The organism is Cellulomonas sp. APG4 (assembly GCF_009996735.1).
GTDB lineage: Bacteria > Actinomycetota > Actinomycetes > Actinomycetales > Cellulomonadaceae > Actinotalea.
In genome coordinates this window covers 1-17201 of the sequence record NZ_JAACYI010000011.1, presented here as the reverse complement: position 1 = coordinate 17201, position 17201 = coordinate 1, and the positions used below count along the sequence as shown (strand labels likewise).

Sequence of the window (17201 nt, the reverse complement as noted above, 5' to 3'; positions counted from 1 at the left end):
GCGCTTTCCGCGAGCGTACGGAGGCCCGACGTCGCCGTCAAGGACGCGTGCGCGCGGTGAGGGCCGCCTCGCCGCACGCGAACGAGTCGCACCGACGAGCGGCGCGTCGGACGCCACCGGTCCGGCAGGCGCTCAGACCGTCGCGCGCGCGCCCACCTCCGCGAGGAGCTGCGCGACGTCGGCGCGCAGGCGCGTGCGGAAGCCGTCGTGCTCGCGCAGCGGCTCGGCGAAGACCTCGTGCACGTCGAGCATGCGGTCCACGAGCGAGGCCTCGGGGCCGTCGGCGGCGCGACGCAGCCGGTCGGCGAGCGGGTCGTCGAGCGGCAGCGCGTCACCGCGGGCGTCCTGGCCACGCGCCACGAACACCATCCAGGCCGCCGTCGCGAGCGTCGCGGCCTCGGGGACCGCGCCCGCCGCGAGCCTGTCCGCGACCGTGCCGAGCAGGCGGATCGGCAGCTTCTGCGACCCGTCGCCGGCCACCTGGAGCGTCGTGTAGCCGGTGGCGGGGTTGGCGAAACGCTCGATCACCGAGTCGCGGTAGACCGCGAGGTCGAGGCCCGGCGGCGGCGTGAGGGTGGGCGCCACCTCGTCGTCCATGAGGCGGCGCACCACCGCCTCGATCGCCGGGTCGGTGACCGCCTGGTCGATCATCCGATGACCGCGCAACGCCCCGAGGTACGCGACCGTCGAGTGCGCGCCGTTGAGCATGCGCAGCTTCGCCCGCTCCCACGGCGCGACGTCGGCGGTCAGCGTCGCGCCCGCGCGCTCCCACGCCGGCCGCGGCCCCGCGAAGTCGTCCTCGATCACCCACTGGGAGAACGGCTCGGCCACCACGAGCGCGTCGTCGCGCAGCCCGAGCAGCGCCTGGGCCTCGGCACGGTGCGCGTCGGTCGTGGCGGGCGTGATGCGGTCGACCATCGTCACGGGGAACCGCACGCTCTGCTCGACCCAGGCGCGCAGCGCGTCGGCCCTCGTGCCCACGGCCTCGAGCACGTCGTCGAGCAGGGCAGCCACCACCCGGCCGTTGTCGACCATGTTGTCGCAGCAGACGACGGTCAGCGGGGCACCGTGGGCGCGCCGACGCCGGAACAGCCCGCGTGCGAGGGCGCCGACGGGCGTCCGCGCGGGCGCGTCCTCGGGACGGTCGCCGTCGAGCTCGCGCCACAGGGTCGCGACGTCGGCCGAGAGGTCGTCGTCACCCAGGTCTGGCCTGCCCGACGACGTGCGCCGGTACCCCTTCTCGGAGACCGTCGAGCTGACCACGTGCGTGGTCGGTGCCGCGATCGCCTCGAGCACGTCCACGTCCACGCGCAGGAACGCCGCGCCGCGCATCGACCCGATCACGCGCAGCGACGTGGCGTCACGCCCCTTGGTCAGCACGCCGTACAGGCCGTCCTGCGGGCGCAGCTGCTCGGCGACGCGCGGGCTGCGCTGGGTCACGCCGAGGATCCCCCAGCGCGTCTCGCCCGTCGCGCCCGCGGCGTCCTCGGTGAAGACGGCCTGGTGCGCGCGGTGGAACGCCCCGACGCCCAGGTGGACGATGCCGACCTGGGTCTCGCGCGGGTCGACCGCCGGACCGCGTACCTCCGCGCCCCGCTGGTCGAGGGTCTGCAGGGACAGGCGAGGCACGGACATCGGCTTCCTTCGGTCGGACGGCGGCTTCGGCCGGGGGTGGGTCGGGTCAGGTGGGGGCGGGACCGGTCGAGTCGCGCACCACGAGCGAGACCGGCATCGTCTGCGTGCGCGGCACCTCGTCGTCCTCGTCGAGGCCGACGGCGGCGGCCGGTGGTTCGGGCACCAGGTGCTCGGGGTCGAGCAGCAGGTCCACGGCCGTGCGTCCCAGGAGGCGCAGCGGCACCGAGACCGTCGTCAGCGTGGGGCTCACGTGGGTGGCGCCCGGGATGTCGTCGAAGCCCACCACCGAGACGTCGTCGGGCACGCGCGTGCCCCGTGCCCGGAGGCGGTCGAGGATGCCCAGGGCGATGAGGTCGTTGTGGGCGATCACCGCGGTCGCACCGCTCGCGGAGACGAGATCGGCGGCGGCCACACCGCCCGCGAAGATCGTGGGGAAGTGGCCCAGCTGGACCAGCTCGACGTCGGGCAGCGCGTGCGCGGCGGCCTCGAGGCCGCGACGCCGCTCGCGGTCGGACCACGAGCCCCACTGGCCGCCGGCGTAGGCGATGCGGCGGTGGCCCAGCGCGTGCAGGTGGGTCACGGCCTGGCGCACACCGTCGTCGTTGTCGATGATCACCGAGCGCAGGTGCTCGGACTCGCGGTTGACGAGCACGATCTCCGGGGTCTCGAGCAGTGCGGCGAGCGCCTGGTCGGACATGCGGGCCGAGCACAGCACGATCCCGCTCACCTGCGCGGTCATCTGGTGGAGGATCTCGTTCTCGAGCCTCGGGTCCTCGTCCGAGTCCGCGACCACCACCGAGATCCCGGCCGAGCGGGCACGGTGCTGCACCCCCTTGGCGATGCCCGCGAAGAACGGGTTCTGCATGTCCGGGACCACGAGCCCGATCGTGCGGCCGGCGACCGGCTCGGCCGACGCCGTCGTCGGCGAGTAGCCGAGCTCGACCGCTGCCCGCTCGACCCGCCGGCGCCGCTCGGGGCTCACGCGGGCGGGTTGGGCGAGGGCCCGCGACGCGGTCGCGGGGGAGACGCCGGCGGCGCGTGCGACGTCGCGCAGGGTGACCATGGCTGGCCTCTCACGTTGCTGAGACGGGGGATCGCATTGCACCACGTCTCATCGTGATTCATCAAGGGGGTCGGGTGGGGGTTGTCGTGATGTGGAACGCGCTTGCCACGAGCGCGCCCGGACGCGACCATGTGCGGAGACGTGCGTTTCATCTGTTTCACACGGAGGTACATCGATGAGTGAGCCGGCGAGCAGCGACGGTCGCCCCTGGACGCTGCACCCCGACCGGGCGCTCCCGGCGGATCCGGAAACCCGCGAGATCGCCCGCGCGGTGTACGGCGCGACCCGCGACCTGCCGGTGGTCTCGATGCACGGTCACGTCGACGTCGGGATGCTCGCCGCCGATGCTCCCTTCCCCGACCCGGCGCAGCTGTTCGTCGTGCCCGACCACTACCTCGTCCGCATGCTCGTGTCCCAGGGCGTGCCGCACGGCGCGCTCGGGGTCCCGCGCCGTGACGGCGGGCCGGTCGAGACCGACCCGCGCGAGGTGTGGCGCACGTTCTGCGCGCACTGGAAGCTGTTCCGCGGCACACCGACGCGCTACTGGCTCGAGCACGTGTTCGTCGCCGAGCTCGGGCTGACCGTGCAGCCGTCGGCCGAGACCGCCGACCAGCTGTTCGACGAGATCTCGGCCCGCCTCGCGACCGACGAGTACCGGCCGCTCGCGCTGTTCGAGCGCTTCGGCCTCGAGATCCTCGCGACCACCGACGCCGCCACGGACACGCTCGAGCACCATGCCGCGCTCGCCGCGCGCGGCTGGGGCGAGCGCGTGGTCCCGACGTTCCGGCCGGACGCGCTGCTGCACGTGGACCGCGACGGCTGGGTGGACGACGTCGCGCTGCTGGCCGAGCGCGCCGATGTCGCGACGGATACGTACGACGGCTTCGTCGCGGCGCTCGAGGCCCGACGGCGCACGTTCGTGGCGGCGGGCGCGCGGGCCACCGACCACGGGCACCTGAGCGCGGACACCACGCCGCTCGGGCGGGACGAGGCCGCGCGGATCTACGCCGCGGCGCTGCGTGGCGAGGCGTCGACGGATGAGGCGCGCGCGTTCAGCGGGCACATGCTCTTCGAGATGGCGCGCATGTCCACCCAGGACGGTCTGACGATGCAGCTGCACCCGGGTGTGCTGCGCAACCACAGCGCCGACGTGTTCGCCCAGCGCGGCCCGGACGTCGGCTACGACATCCCCGTGGCGACCGAGTACACGCGCTCGCTGCGGCCGCTGCTCGAGGCGTTCGGCCACCACCCCGACCTGCGGTTCATCGTGTTCACCGTCGACGAGACGATCTTCTCCCGTGAGCTCGCGCCGCTCGCGGGAGTCTACCCGGCGATGAAGCTCGGTGCGCCGTGGTGGTTCCTCGACACGCCCGACGGCATGCGGCGCTTCCGCGAGGCGGTGACGGACACCGCGGGCTTCTACAACACGACGGGGTTCGTCGACGACACGCGCGCGTACTTCTCGATCCCGGCGCGGCACGACCTCTCGCGCCGCATCGACGCGGGCCACCTCGCGCGACTGGTCGCCGAGCACCGCCTCACGCTCGACGAGGCCGTCGAGACCGCCGTCGACCTCGCCTACGAGCTCCCCAAGGCGGCCTACCCCGCCCCCCGCTGACGGGCCACCCCGCAGGCCCGGCAGGGCCCGGGCAGGGCCCAGCGGGGCCCAAACGTTCGAAAGCGAACATGTGCACATGTTGGGACGTACTGAACGCCCATCTTCGCGCAGAGGTTCGCGTCTGCGGCGGCGTTGGTCGCAGCCGGCCGTCGAGCGAAGCCGGGCGTCGCCCAGATGCGAACTCACGTGCGCAGTGGGCCGTACTGGACGAGCCCATCTGCGCACACGTACGCATTCGAACGTTTGGGCCGGGGACGGGGCGGGGACGGGTCAGGTGACGGTGCCGAGCTGCCAGGGGATGAACTCGTCCTGACCCAGGTCGAGCTCCTCGCTCACGGTCTGCTCGCCCGACGCCACGGCGAGGATCTTCGTGAGGATCTCCTCGCCCACCTGCTCGAGCGTCGCCTCCCCGTCGACGATGCGGCCCGCGTTGAGGTCCATGTCCTCCGCCATGCGCAGGTACATCGGCGTGTTGGTCGCGACCTTGATCACCGGGGTCGGCTTGCCGCCCAGCACCGAGCCCCGACCCGTGGTGAAGACGACGACGTTCGCTCCGCCCGCGATGAGCCCGGTCACCGACACCGGGTCGTAGCCCGGCGTGTCCATGAACCCGAAGCCCGGCGTGTCGATGGGCTCGGCGTAGTGGTAGACCGCCGAGAGCTCGGCTGCGCCGCCCTTCGCGACGGCACCCAGCGACTTCTCGAGGATCGTCGTGAGGCCGCCGGCCTTGTTGCCCGGCGACGGGTTGTTGTCGAGGGTGCCCTGCCCCTCCTCGGCGTAGCGCCGCCACCACGTGATCCGGTCGAGGAGCCGCTGCCCCACCTCGGGGCTCACGGCCCGCCGGGTGAGCAGGTGCTCGGCGCCATACACCTCGGGCGTCTCGGCGAGCACGGACCGCGCGCCGTAGGCGACCAGCGCGTCCGACGCATGCCCCAGGGCCGGGTTGGCGGTGATGCCCGAGTACCCGTCCGACCCGCCGCAGTTGAGACCGAGCACCAGCTCGCTCACGTCGCACTCCTCGCGGCGGCGCGCATCGATCGCAGGCAGCATCCGCTCGATCGCCTCGACGCCCGCGCGCACCGTGCGCCGGATCCCACCCGACTCCTGCACGGTGAGCTGCTCGAGCAGCGTGTCGGCCGGCAGCTCGAGCCCGTCCAGCACCTGGTCCACCTGGATCATCTCGCAGCCCAGGCCCAGCACCAGCAGGCCCGCGACGTTCGGGTGGGTCGCGTAGCCGCGCAGCGTGCGCAGCAGCATCTGCCCGCCCTCGCTCGTGGGTACCAGGCCGCAGCCGCTCGTGTGCGTGAGCGCGACGACGCCGTCGACGTGCGGGTAGGCGTCGAGCACGGGCCCGCGGAACTGGTCGGCGATGAGCTTGGCCGAGCTCGCCGAGCAGTTCACCGACGTCAGGATCGCGACGTAGTTGCGCGTGCCCACCCGGCCGTCCGCCCTGCGGTAGCCGCGGAACGTGGGCCGCGGCCCCTCGGGCGCGGGCGGGCGCACGCGCGCCGTGCCGAACTCGTAGTCGTGCGCGACGTCGTCCATGCCCAGGTTGTGCGTGTGCACGTGGTCGCCCGCGGCGATCGGCACCGTCGCGCGCCCGATCACCTGGCCGTACTTGCGCACGGGCTGCCCGACGGCGACCGGGCGGACGGCGAGCTTGTGGCCGCGCGGCACGCTCTGGGTCACCTCGAGCGTCGCCGCGCCGTCCGTGTGCAGCACCGTCCCGGACTGCAGGTCGCGCGTCGCGACCGCGACGTCGTCGTCCGCGCGCAGCCGCAGCGTGCACTCGGCGAGCGCCATGCCAGTCCCCGCGGAGCCCGTACCCGGCGTGCCCCTCCGCGCGACGCTCATCCCCGCACCTCCCCGTCGTCCAGCATGCCCTCGACCGCCGACGCCACGCGCCCGTCCTCCCAGCGGCCGTCGGCGATCACCCAGGTGAGGGCGCGTCGCTCGGGGTGACCTCGTCGCACCACGAGCGGCCGGTCCCACGCGAGCGCCGAGCCGATGCCCGGGTACCCCGCGGCCCGCACGAACCACGGGTCCTTGGCGGTGCGCGCATCCCCCGGCACGACGGCGATCGTGAAGTCATCCCCGGAGCGCGCCGTCGCGGACCACGCGAGCCAGGCCGCGCCGTCGGCCGGCACGCTGCCGTGCACGGCTTCCTCGCCGCGGCCCACCGGTGTGCGCACGTCGACGTCGTCGCAGTCCGCGAGGCGCCAGAACGCCCCGCCGTAGCCGCCTGCCTCGCGGCCGTTCGACCCCGGGCTGCCCAGCGGCACGTCTGGGCAGTCTGGCACGTCGTCGGGCACGGTGAGCGTGAAGGTGAGGTCGAGTCGCCACGCCCCGTCGTCGAGCACGGACCACGCGAGCTCGCGCTCCTCGCGCAGCAGCTCCTCGCCGCCCGACCCGAGCCATGCGAGCCGGTGCCGCACGGTGCCGGGCGTGCGGGTGGTCCAGGTGCGGTGCTCGATGCGCCCGTGGTCGCGGCGCCACGTGTACCCGCCGTCGCGCAGGTAGGTGCGCCCACCCCACAGGTTGTGCCCCGCGACGTCCTGCACCCCGATGCCGAGGCCGAGGTGCCAGGTGTGGTCGGCGGGGGACGCGGCGGTCACGACCGTCCCCCGGCACGTGGTGACCGGGTGCAGGTGCGGTCGGGGGCTGTCGAAGGCGGGACTGCCCGTGCCGTCGACGTAGCGCGCCACCTCGGTGCTGCCCAGCTGGACGCGCAGCAGGGTCCCGTGCTCGCCGCGCTCGGGTCGGGGGTCCCACGGCGGGGTCTTCACCGGGGGATCGGGGACGGCGCGGTCGCGCGGGGCGACTGTCGCGGTGCTCGGGTCTGCCGCCCTCGACGCGGACGTGGTGGCCCACGGCGCACCGAGCTCGGCGAACGTCCGGCCCTCGCGGACCGCGCGCCGGCACCACTCCTCGACACCGCGCAGCACCAGGTGGGTCCCGGCGTCGTCGGTCACGCGGTCCACGTGGGCTGGATCCACGGGCCGCGGGTCCGGTGCGGTGCGCACTGCGTCGAGCACGCGTGTGAAGGCCCCGGCCTCCCGCAGGGGACTGAGCAGCGGGGTGCCCGCCGCGCGGTGGCGGAGCAGGTCCTCGAGCAGGTCGGTGCGATCGGCCGCGAGCCGCTCCGTCCCGGCGTCGGTGACCACCTCGACGGCGTCCGCGTAGTAGTCGAGCACCAGGTGGCCGCGCGTGCCGCGCACCGTCACGGTGGGCAGCTCGTGGGTCGCGGCGCACAGGGTGAGGGCGGCCGTGACGGGCACGCCGTCGGCGGTCCGCACGCGCACCACGGACGTGTCGTCGGCCTCGATGTCGTTGACGCGGTACTGGTCGAGCTCGACCGACGCGACGTCGTCCGTGGTCCGCGCCCCCGCGATGCGCAGGGCAGTCGCGACCGCGTGCGCGAGCGGGTTGGTGACGACGCCGTCGACCACCGCGCGGCCGCCGAGCGTGCGGCGCCCGGCCCATGCCGAGCGCGTCCAGTAGCCGACCGGGCGCACCCAGGTGCCGAGCGCCTCGACGGCCGTGACCTCGCCCAGCCGACCCGAGGCGAGCACCTCGGCGATCCGGTCGAGGGCGCCCGAGCCGAACGTCTGGAAGCCCACCTGGACGGTTCCGGCGGAGGCGGCCTCGACGGCGAGCAGCTGGTCGAGCTCGGTCAGGGACGCCGTCGGCGGCTTCTCGAGCAGCACGTCGCAGCCGGCGCGCAGCGCCTCGACCGCGAGGTCGTGGTGGGTGTGGATGGGGGTGCTGAGCACGACGACCGACGGCGGGCGGGTCGCGAGCAGGGCGGCGAGGTCGCCGTGGTGCGGTACCTCCGCGAGGCGCGCGAGGGCCGCGGCGACGTCGGGCACCGCGCCGTGGGTGCCCAGGTCGCGCTCGAGCCAGGCCAGGTCGGCCTCGTCGAGGGAGCGCGGGTCGACGACGGCGGCGAGGCGCGCACGCCCCTGAGCCTCGAGGCGCAGCGCGTTGCGCAGGTGCGTGCGGCCGTGCCCGTGCACGCCGACGACGGCGATCGTGGGTGGGGTCGACGCGACCGGCGTCCCGCCCGGTAGGGGCTGCGCCGCGACGTCGTCCGCGGGTCCTGTGCTGCTCACGGTGCTCCGCTCCCTCGAGGTGCTCCGGGGCGCCGATGTGGTTGACATCACTTCTCGGCGCCTGGTACCAAAGTTGTATCAGAAGATGGATAGCGCTTTCCACCTTCGCGCCGCAGGGATCTCGGTCCTCGGGAACGGCGACGAGGGTCGCGCCGGCCGGACTCTGGCGGCACGGCAGCCACCACCGATCAAGGGCGATCACGAGGAGCACCGGATGTCCTTCAGCAGGCACGTCGCGGCAGGACGCGCGACACCACCCCGACCCTCCGGGGGGCGGTGACCGTGGCCGCCCTCGGCGAGCTCGCGTCCCTGCGCAGGAGCAAGGGCGTCAAGGCGACCCCTGCTCCCGTCGAGCGGGGTGACAACAAGGCGGCCCTGTTCTTCATGGCGCCGTGGTTCATCGGCCTCTTCCTCATCACGGCCGGCCCGCTCATCGCCTCGCTCTACCTGTCGTTCACCGACTACAGCCTGCTGCAGCCGCCCAACTGGATCGGCTTCGAGAACTACGAGCGGATGCTCGGGGACACGCGGCTGCACAACTCGCTGCGCGTGACGTTCACCTACGTCTTCGTCTCGGTCCCGCTGCAGCTCGCCGCGGCGCTCGGGCTCGCGCTCCTGCTCGACCGCGGGCTGCGAGGGCTCGCCATCTACCGCTCGGTCTACTACCTGCCGTCGCTGCTCGGCGGCAGCGTCGCGATCGCGATCCTGTGGCGGCAGATCTTCGGCACCGACGGCCTCATCAACCAGGTGCTCGGGTTCTTCGGCATCCAGGGTCAGGGCTGGGTCTCGCACCCGGACTACGCCCTCGGGACGCTCGTGATCCTCAACGTGTGGACCTTCGGCTCCCCGATGATCATCTTCCTCGCGGGCCTGCGGCAGATCCCGGACATGTACTACGAGGCGGCGTCGATCGACGGTGCGGGCAAGCTGCGGCAGTTCGTGAGCATCACGGTGCCGCTGCTCACGCCGATCATCTTCTTCAACCTGGTGCTGCAGGTGATCGGCGCGTTCCAGTCGTTCACCCAGGCGTTCGTCGTCAGCGGCGGCACCGGCGGGCCGGTCGACTCGACGATGTTCTACACGCTGTACCTCTACAAGGAGGGCTTCGAGAACTTCCGGATGGGGTACGCCTCGGGCATGGCCTGGCTGCTCCTGGCGATCGTCGCGGCGATGACCGCGGTCAACTTCCTGCTCTCCAAGTACTGGGTCTTCTACAATGACTGAGCGCACCGAGGGCACGAGCCCCTCCTCCGCAGGCCGCGACGGCTCCGTCGCAGGCGTCGACCAGCGCCCCGCACCGGCACCGTCCGCCGTCGCCGCGCTCCAGGACCCGGCGGCCCCGGCCGTCCCCGTCCCGCCGGCCGCGGACGACACGGGCGGTCGCGGCACGCGCCGTGCGGCCGGCCGGTCGCCGTGGGCGAGCCGGGCCCGCAGCCTGGTCAAGCACGGCATGCTCATCGCCGTCGGCTTCGTGATGCTGTACCCGCTGCTCTGGATGCTCGCGAGCTCGTTCAAGCCGAATGCGCTGATCTTCCGCGACCCCGCGCTCATCCCGAGCGAGATCGACCTGTCGAACTACACCGTGGGCTGGGACGCGCTGCTGCACCCGTTCAGCCACTACCTGATGAACTCGTTCATCATCGTGGCCGGTGCGGTGCTCGGGAACCTGATCTCGTGCTCGATGGCGGCGTACGCGTTCGCGCGGCTCAACTTCCGCGGTCGCAAGCTGTGGTTCGCGATCATGCTGATGTCGATCATGCTGCCGATCCACGTGGTGATCGTGCCGCAGTACATCCTGTTCTCCCAGCTGGACTGGATCAACACCTACCTCCCGCTCGTGGTGCCCAAGCTGCTGGCCACGGACGCGTTCTTCGTGTTCCTGATGGTCCAGTTCTTCCGCGGGATCCCGCGCGAGCTCGACGAGGCCGCGCACATCGACGGCGCGGGCCACGCGCGGATCTTCTTCCGCATCATGCTGCCGCTCGCGACGCCCGCGCTGGCGACGACGGCGATCTTCACGTTCATCTGGACGTGGAACGACTTCTTCAGCCAGCTGATCTTCCTGACCAACCCGGACATGTACACGGTCCCGGTCGCGCTGCGTACGTTCGTCGACTCGACGGGTGCGAGCTCGTGGGGCTCGCTCTTCGCGATGTCGATCGTGTCGCTCGTCCCGATCTTCCTCGTCTTCCTCTTCGGCCAGAAGTACCTGGTCAAGGGCATCGCCACCACCGGCATCAAGTGAGGTCCGGGGGCCGACGACGTCGGCGGCCCCCGGGTCTCGCGGAAGGGAAAGGACCGACGTCATCCCCGGGAAGCGCCCACCGACGAGCGCACCCGTCCGCACGACCGACCGGCCGCACCACCGGCCAGGTCGGCGCACCACCCCGCAGGCTGCCGGCCCGCGGGTCACCGCCCCGTCGACCCACCATCGAGGAGCACGATGACTCACCGCACCCGTACCCACTCCCGGCCCGCACGCGGCACGCTGCGCGTGGTCGCGCTCGGCGCCGCAGCAGTCATGGCGCTGACCGCCTGCGCGCAGGATCCCGTGGACAACACGCCCGAGGCCGAGCAGCCCGCCGAGGGCGAGGAGGGCGAGGCCACCATCAAGTTCTCGTGGTGGGGCTCGGACACCCGCCACGAGCTCACCCAGGAGGTGCTCGACAACTTCATGGAGGAGCACCCGGACATCACCGTGGTGCCCGACTTCACCGACTGGGGCGGCTACTGGGACAAGCTCGCGACCACCGTCGCGGGCGGCGACGCCCCCGACGTGATCACGCAGGAGGAGCGCTACCTGCGTGACTACGCCACCCGCGGGGTCCTCGCCGACCTCAGCGAGTTCGGCGACACCCTCGACCTGAGCAACATCGACGAGTCGATCCTCGCCTCGGGCCAGATGGAGGGTGGCCAGTACGGCGTGCCCACCGGCATCAACGCGTACGCGATCGTCGCCGACCCGCAGGTGTTCGCCGACGCGGGCGTCGAGATGCCCGACGACTCCACGTGGACCTGGGACGACTACGTCGAGATCGCCGCGGAGATCTCGGCGAACACGCCCGACGGCGTCTACGGCGCGCAGGACTACGGCTTCAACGAGCCGGGCTTCGCGATCTTCGCGCGGCAGCGCGGTGAGGCCCTCTACAACGAGGACGGCTCGCTCGGCTTCAGCCCCGAGACGCTCGCCGAGTGGTGGGAGATCTCGCTGCGTCTCCAGGAGACCGGGGGCACGCCGTCGGCGGCCGAGACGGTCGAGATCGACGCGGGTGGGCCCGAGCAGTCGCTCGTGGGCCTCAACCAGGGCGCGATGTCGTTCTTCTGGACCAACCAGCTGGGTGCGATCACCAATGCGGCGGGCCGCGACCTCGTGCTGCTCCGCCACCCGGGCGAGTCCGAGCACGAGCGCACCGGCATGTACTTCAAGCCCGCGATGTTCTACTCGATCTCCGCGACGAGCGAGTACCCCGAGGCGGCCGCGACGCTCGTGGACTACCTGCTCAACGACCCGGCCGCGGCCGAGCTGCTGCTGTCCGACCGCGGCCTGCCGGCCAACACCGAGGTCCGCGCCGAGGTGCAGGACCAGTTCGCCGAGGTCGACCAGTACTCGGCCGAGTTCCTGACGGACCTCGAGGACGAGATCGTCGACGGGCTCCCCGTGCCGCCGGTCGGTGCGGGTGAGGTCGCCGAGATCACGCGGCGCATCAACGCCGAGGTCCTGTTCGGGCGCCTGAGCCCGATGGACGCGGCCGAGCAGTTCATCGCCGAGGTCGAGACGGCGACGCAGGGCTGAGCGCGGCTCCGCGGGGCCGGTCACGGGACGACCGGCCCCGCGGGACCGCCGCACGGCACGGCAGCATGTGGACCACGGTCGCGGGTCGACGACGACCCGCGCGGACGAAGGAGCGCGCGTGGCGCACACGACGGGCGGAACCGGCGGCACGGACCTGAGGCGGTACGCCGTCGTCGGGACGGGCCACCGCGCCCAGATGTACATCGAGGCACTGCTCGGGCCGCACGCCGACGTCGGTGAGATCGCCGCCTGGTGCGAGCCCAACCCGGCGCGGGCCGCGTACTACGACGAGCTGGTGGCGGCGGCCCGGCCGGGTGCCGACGCCCCCGCGCGCTACGAGCCCGACCAGCTCGAGAAGATGATCGACGTCGAGGGTGTGCAGACCGTGGTGGTCACGAGCCCCGACCACACGCACGCCGACGTCGTGGCGCGTGCCATGGCGGCGGGGGCCGACGTCGTGCTCGAGAAGCCCATGACGACCGATCTCGCGGGTACGCGGCGCATCGTCGACGCGGCCGAGCGCACCGGGCGCTCGATCGTGCTGACCTTCAACTACCGGTACTCGCCGCGCAACAGCGCCCTCAAGGAGGTGATCGCGTCGGGTGAGATCGGCGAGGTCACGTCGGTGCACTTCGAGTGGGTGCTGGACACGATGCACGGCGCCGACTACTTCCGGCGCTGGCACCGACGCAAGGACCTGTCGGGCGGCCTCCTGGTGCACAAGGCGAGCCACCACTTCGACCTCGTGAACTGGTGGCTCGCGGACCTCCCCTCACGGGTGTACGCGAGCGGCGCGCTGCGGTTCTACGGAGCCGCGAACGCACGCCGTCGTGGCCTCATCCGCAGGCCGGCGCGCGGCACGGGCCGCACGGGCAGGCCGGACCCGTTCTCGCTCGACCTGCGCGACGACCCGCGGCTCGAGCGGCTCTACCTCCAGGCCGAGGAGCACGACGGGTACCTGCGCGACCGCGACGTGTTCACGAGCGGCATCACGATCGAGGACAACCTCGCGGTGGTCGTCGACTACGCGCGCGGCGCGACCCTGACCTACTCGCTCAACGCGCACAGCCCCTGGGAGGGCTACCGCGTGAGCGTCAACGGCACCGGGGGGCGGGCCGAGCTCGAGGTGGTCGAGCGGGGCGCCGTCGTGCTCGGCAAGGACGGTCGCCCGGTGCTCGACCCGAGCCTGGTCGAGGCCGACGACGACGACGCGGTGCGGCCGCGCGGGCAGCGGCTCGTGGTGCAGCAGCACTGGGGCGCCGCGCGCGAGGTCGAGATCCCCGAGGGCTCGGGCGCCCACGGCGGCGGCGACGACAGGATGCTCGCGGACGTGTTCCGCGGCCCGGGCCACGACCCGCTCGGCCGAGCGGCGGGCCTGCTCGACGGCGTCCGGTCCGTGGTCGTCGGGATCGCGGGCAACACCTCGCTCGAGACGGGCCTCCCGGTCCGCACCGCCGACCTCCGCCTGGGGCTCGCCTGACCGCTCCGCATCGACGAGATCGCACTTCTGCGCCGAGATCGCACTGCTGGACGTGCGATCTCGGCGCGGGAGTGCGATCTCAGCGGTGGGGGGTGGGGGGTCAGGTGTGCGGGCCCGGGGTGGACTCGCGGAGCACGACGCTGCCCTCGACGTGGACCAGGCGGGGCTCGTCGGCCGGGCGGGCGAGCGCGAGCTCGGTCGCGGCGATGCCGACGTCGACGAGCGGGATCCGGACGGTCGTGAGGGCAGGGGTGACGTCGCGCAGGGTCGTGATGTCGTCGAAGCCCGCGACGCCGACGTCGTGCGGGACGCTCCGTGCGAGGTCGCGTGCCGCCGCGATCGCGCCGACGGCCATGACGTCGTTGACGGCGAACACCACCTCGACGTCGGGGCCGTCCTTGAGCAGACGCGTCATGCCCTCGTAGCCGCCGTCACGCGTGAACCCGCAGGTCACGAACGCGTCCGGGGCCGCGGGGCAGCCGAGCTCGGCGAGCGCCTCGGCGAAGCCCTCGCGCCGGTCGCGGGCCGTCAGGTGGTCCACGGGACCGGCCAGCACGCCGAACCGCCGGTACCCGCGGCCGTGCAGCGCCCGCGCGAGCGCGGCCGAGCCGCTGCGGTTCGCGATCACCACGGTGTCGACGTCCAGCAGGGGCTGGCCGATCACCGCGACGGACCCGCCCGAGCGCTCGAAGTCCTCGAGGGCCGCGCGCATCTCGGCGTTGAGCGCGTCGTCGTCGCGCCGACCGCCCGCGACGATCACGGCCCGGGCCCGCTGACGGCGGAGCAGCTCGACGAACGCGGGCTCGCGCGACGGGTCGTGCTGGGTGCTCGCGAGCGTGACCACGAGCGACGCACGCTCGGCCGCGAGGGTCACACCCGACGCGATCGACGAGAAGTAGGGGTCGGCGATGTCGTGCACGATGAGCCCGAGCGACGTCGTCCGGCCGCGGGCCATCGCCTGGGCGTTGGCGTCGGGGGAGTAGCGCAGGCGCTCGGCGGCCTCGAGCACGCGGTCGCGCAGGTCGGCCCGCACCGTGCGGGTCGCGCTGCCGTTGATCGCACGCGACGCCGTCGCGAGCGACACGCCCGCCTCGCGGGCGACCTGGCTCAGGGTGACGGGACCTCGTGCGGGCACGGCGCCAGGGTAGGGCCTCAGCCCTCGCCCAGGCCGAGGAACGTGCGGAGCGTCGAGACGAACGCCTCGGGCTGCTCGGAGTGCACCCAGTGGCCTGCGCCCTTGATGGTGACGAGCGTGGTGCGCGGGAAGAGGCCCCGCATCACCGGGTCGTGCTCGTCACGGATGTAGTCCGAGCGGTCGCCGGCGACCCACAGCACCGGGTGGTCGAACGTCGCGTCGCCGACGTCGGGGAAGTCGCCGATCTGCGCGAGGTCGCGGCGCAGCAGCGCGAGGTTCGCCTGCCAGCGGAACGCGTCGCCGTCGGCCCGGAGGTTCTGCAGCAGAAAGCCCCGTACGCGCGCGTCGTCGACCCGCTCGGCGAGCTGCTCGTCAGCGTCGGAGCGGCGCGCGATGCTCTCGAGGTCGAGGGCCGCGAGGCTGTCGAGCAGGTACGCGAACTCGCCCGTCGAGCCGCCCGCGGCCGGCGCGATGTCGGCCACGACGAGGCGGTCGACGAGGTCGGGATGGCGCAGCGCGAGCACCATCGCGACCTTCCCGCCCATCGAGTGCCCGACGACGTGCACGGGGCGCTCGGCCGCGACCCCCTCGCGCAGCTCGGCCGCGACCAGGTCGGCGACGCGGGTGTAGTCGAAGCGCTCGGTCCAGCCCGAGCGGCCGTGGTCCGGCAGGTCGACGAGCAGCGAACGGGCCTGCGGGGTGAGGGCCTTCGCGATCTGGGTGAAGTTGCGCCCCTGCCCGAACAGGCCGTGCAGGAAAACGACGGTCGGGACGGCGTCGTCGTCGCCGACCGTGGTCGTGTGCAGGGTCACGGGCGCGTCGCTCACGGTCACCCAGCCTAGGCGCGGCTCGCTGCGCCCACCTGCGCGTCCCCGCCCCCCCCCGGGCGCTGGTGCCTACGCTGGGCACCGTGGCGGAGCGGACGACGGCGGAGCAGACGACGCGAGCGGCGGGCTCGCCGATCGAGGCGGTCGATCGCGCGCTGCTCGTGCTCGAGGCGCTCGCACCGGCCGGTCCGCGCGGCATGGGTCTCGCCGAGCTCGCCTCGAGGCTCGACCTGCACAAGACGACGCTGCACCGCGTGCTCGCGGCGCTGCGCCACCGCGGCTTCGTCGCGCAGGACCCGACGACGGGCGCGTACCTGCTGGGAGGCGCCGCGACCCGGCTCGCCGACGACTTCCTCGGCGAGGAGAACCTTCCGGTCCTGCTGCACCCGGCCCTGGTCGCGCTGTGCGCGGTGGCCGGTGAGCTCGTGCACCTGGGCGTGCTGAGCGGCGGCCACGTCGTCTACCTCGACAAGGTCGAGCCCGAGCGGTCGGTGCGTGTGTGGTCGGCGATCGGTCGACGCAGCCCGGCGGTCACGACGGCGCTCGGGCGGGCCCTGCTCGCGTACCGCGGCACGGACCGCGCGATGCTCGCGGGCTACGTGGGCGCCGTCGGGGACCGGCCCGTCGACGGCGAGCACGTGTGGTCGGTGCTCGAGCACGCGCGCGCCACGGGCTACGCGACGGAGGACGAGGAGAACGAGGGCGGCATCAGCTGCGTCGCCGTCCCCCTGCTCCGGTCGGGCTCGGCGATCGCGGCGGTGAGCGTCACGGCGCCCGCCGAGCGCATGACGCCCGAACGCCGCGACGAGCTGCACGCGGTGATGCGCCGGGTGCTGCCCCCGCTGCTGCCGGACGGCCTCACCCTGCCCGGCTGAACCGGCGCGACCCGGGGTCGCCTTGTCGCTCGTGCGGGTGACCCGCGGCGACGTGGGCGATCCGTCCGGTTATGGTCGGTGGACGGAGCGGGAGGAGCCCGGTGTGCCCTACACCCTGACCTCACCCACGGCCCTGGTGGTCGATGCCGCGTGCCGCGTGCGCGCGGTCGAGCTGCTGGGCACGCTCGGTCGCGTGTTCCGGCTCGACGACGCCGAGGCCACGGTGCTGGGTCTGCACGCGCTCGACGACGACGCGCGTGCCGTCGAGCGCGCGTGGGAGGTCGCGACGGAGGTCGACGCCGCCACGCCGTCGACGGTGGACACCCTGCTGAGCGCCGCCCCGGGCGCCCTCCCGCGGGCCTCGACCCTGGCTCGCACCGGCCTGGGCGGCGTGCGCGACGTCGTGCGACTCGTCGTGCGGGAGGCCGCGGCGTGGCCGACGGCGCCGCTGCGGGACGTCCCCGGGGTGGGGCCCGTGCCCGGGGGCGGGCGGACCGCCCGCGCGGTGGTGCAGCGTCACTCGCCCACGACCGTACCCCCCGGGGTGCAGGCCGGCTTGGGGATCGTCGACGAGGCCGTCGCCGCGTTCGAGGAGGCGATGGTCGAGCAGGTGGTCGCCCCCGCCGTCGTCGCGCTGCGTGACCACGTGAGCCAGGCCCTCGA

Annotated in this window: 13 protein-coding genes; 7 read left to right on the top strand and 6 right to left on the bottom strand. The window is 73.4% G+C overall.

The window, feature by feature from the left end:
* Positions 1 to 132: 132 nt before the first annotated feature.
* Together GXB85_RS09635 and GXB85_RS09630 are read right to left on the bottom strand one after the other, a co-directional pair.
* Complete coding sequence (locus GXB85_RS09635) at positions 133 to 1635, bottom strand: mannitol dehydrogenase family protein (protein WP_161917439.1); 1503 nt, start codon at positions 1633 to 1635, stop codon at positions 133 to 135.
* Between the two features lie 46 nt (positions 1636 to 1681).
* Positions 1682 to 2698, bottom strand: a complete 1017-nt coding sequence (locus GXB85_RS09630) for a LacI family DNA-binding transcriptional regulator (protein ID WP_161917438.1) — start codon at positions 2696 to 2698, stop codon at positions 1682 to 1684.
* Between the two features lie 175 nt (positions 2699 to 2873).
* Between GXB85_RS09630 and uxaC the strand changes: the two genes are divergently transcribed.
* A complete protein-coding gene (uxaC, locus tag GXB85_RS09625; RefSeq protein WP_161917437.1) occupies positions 2874 to 4316 on the top strand; it encodes a glucuronate isomerase in 1443 nt (480 codons plus the stop codon).
* Between the two features lie 270 nt (positions 4317 to 4586).
* Here uxaC and GXB85_RS09620 read toward each other — a convergent pair whose 3' ends face one another.
* Both GXB85_RS09620 and GXB85_RS09615 read right to left on the bottom strand, forming a co-directional pair.
* Positions 4587 to 6170, bottom strand: a complete 1584-nt coding sequence (locus GXB85_RS09620; RefSeq protein ID WP_237728142.1) for a UxaA family hydrolase — start codon at positions 6168 to 6170, stop codon at positions 4587 to 4589.
* Complete coding sequence (locus tag GXB85_RS09615; RefSeq protein ID WP_370524129.1) at positions 6167 to 8428, bottom strand: DUF6807 family protein; 2262 nt, start codon at positions 8426 to 8428, stop codon at positions 6167 to 6169. The genes GXB85_RS09620 and GXB85_RS09615 overlap by 4 nt, the downstream gene beginning before the upstream one ends.
* A 282-nt stretch (positions 8429 to 8710) precedes the next feature.
* Here GXB85_RS09615 and GXB85_RS09610 point away from each other — a divergent pair, with 282 nt between their 5' ends.
* From GXB85_RS09610 to GXB85_RS09595, 4 genes are all read left to right on the top strand, one after another.
* Positions 8711 to 9652 carry a carbohydrate ABC transporter permease gene (locus GXB85_RS09610; RefSeq protein WP_370524146.1) on the top strand — a complete coding sequence of 314 codons (942 nt, stop codon included), beginning with the start codon at positions 8711 to 8713 and terminating at the stop codon, positions 9650 to 9652.
* A complete protein-coding gene (locus tag GXB85_RS09605; RefSeq protein WP_237728141.1) occupies positions 9645 to 10673 on the top strand; it encodes a carbohydrate ABC transporter permease in 1029 nt (342 codons plus the stop codon). Before GXB85_RS09610 ends, GXB85_RS09605 begins: the two co-directional genes overlap by 8 nt.
* A 198-nt stretch (positions 10674 to 10871) precedes the next feature.
* Positions 10872 to 12221 (top strand): ABC transporter substrate-binding protein, encoded by a 1350-nt coding sequence (locus tag GXB85_RS09600; RefSeq protein WP_202627792.1) that lies wholly within the window; start codon positions 10872 to 10874, stop codon positions 12219 to 12221.
* A gap of 118 nt (positions 12222 to 12339) precedes the next feature.
* Complete coding sequence (locus GXB85_RS09595; protein ID WP_370524128.1) at positions 12340 to 13701, top strand: Gfo/Idh/MocA family protein; 1362 nt, start codon at positions 12340 to 12342, stop codon at positions 13699 to 13701.
* A 100-nt stretch (positions 13702 to 13801) separates the two neighbouring features.
* Here GXB85_RS09595 and GXB85_RS09590 read toward each other — a convergent pair whose 3' ends face one another.
* Positions 13802 to 14836, bottom strand: coding sequence for a LacI family DNA-binding transcriptional regulator (locus GXB85_RS09590; RefSeq protein ID WP_161917435.1), 1035 nt, complete (start codon positions 14834 to 14836; stop codon positions 13802 to 13804).
* Positions 14837 to 14853: 17 nt separating this feature from the next.
* Positions 14854 to 15663, bottom strand: coding sequence for an alpha/beta fold hydrolase (locus GXB85_RS09585; protein WP_161917434.1), 810 nt, complete (start codon positions 15661 to 15663; stop codon positions 14854 to 14856).
* Positions 15664 to 15746: 83 nt separating this feature from the next.
* On the opposite strand from GXB85_RS09585, the gene GXB85_RS09580 reads away from it, so the two are divergent.
* Together GXB85_RS09580 and GXB85_RS09575 are read left to right on the top strand one after the other, a co-directional pair.
* Complete coding sequence (locus GXB85_RS09580; RefSeq protein WP_370524127.1) at positions 15747 to 16538, top strand: IclR family transcriptional regulator; 792 nt, start codon at positions 15747 to 15749, stop codon at positions 16536 to 16538.
* A gap of 103 nt (positions 16539 to 16641) precedes the next feature.
* A partial coding sequence (locus GXB85_RS09575) for a hypothetical protein (RefSeq protein WP_161917433.1) occupies positions 16642 to 17201 on the top strand: 560 nt, incomplete at its 3' end.

What these genes read in the sequence shown, in the direction of transcription:
- GXB85_RS09635 (WP_161917439.1), bottom strand. Translation starts at nt 1,635, where the DNA reads ATGTCCGTGCCTCGCCTGTCCCTGCAGACCCTCGACCAGCGGGGCGCG.
- GXB85_RS09600 (WP_202627792.1), top strand. Translation starts at nt 10,872, where the DNA reads ATGACTCACCGCACCCGTACCCACTCCCGGCCCGCACGCGGCACGCTG.
- uxaC (WP_161917437.1), top strand. Translation starts at nt 2,874, where the DNA reads ATGAGTGAGCCGGCGAGCAGCGACGGTCGCCCCTGGACGCTGCACCCC.
- GXB85_RS09630 (WP_161917438.1), bottom strand. Translation starts at nt 2,698, where the DNA reads ATGGTCACCCTGCGCGACGTCGCACGCGCCGCCGGCGTCTCCCCCGCG.
- GXB85_RS09605 (WP_237728141.1), top strand. Translation starts at nt 9,645, where the DNA reads ATGACTGAGCGCACCGAGGGCACGAGCCCCTCCTCCGCAGGCCGCGAC.
- GXB85_RS09620 (WP_237728142.1), bottom strand. Translation starts at nt 6,170, where the DNA reads ATGAGCGTCGCGCGGAGGGGCACGCCGGGTACGGGCTCCGCGGGGACT.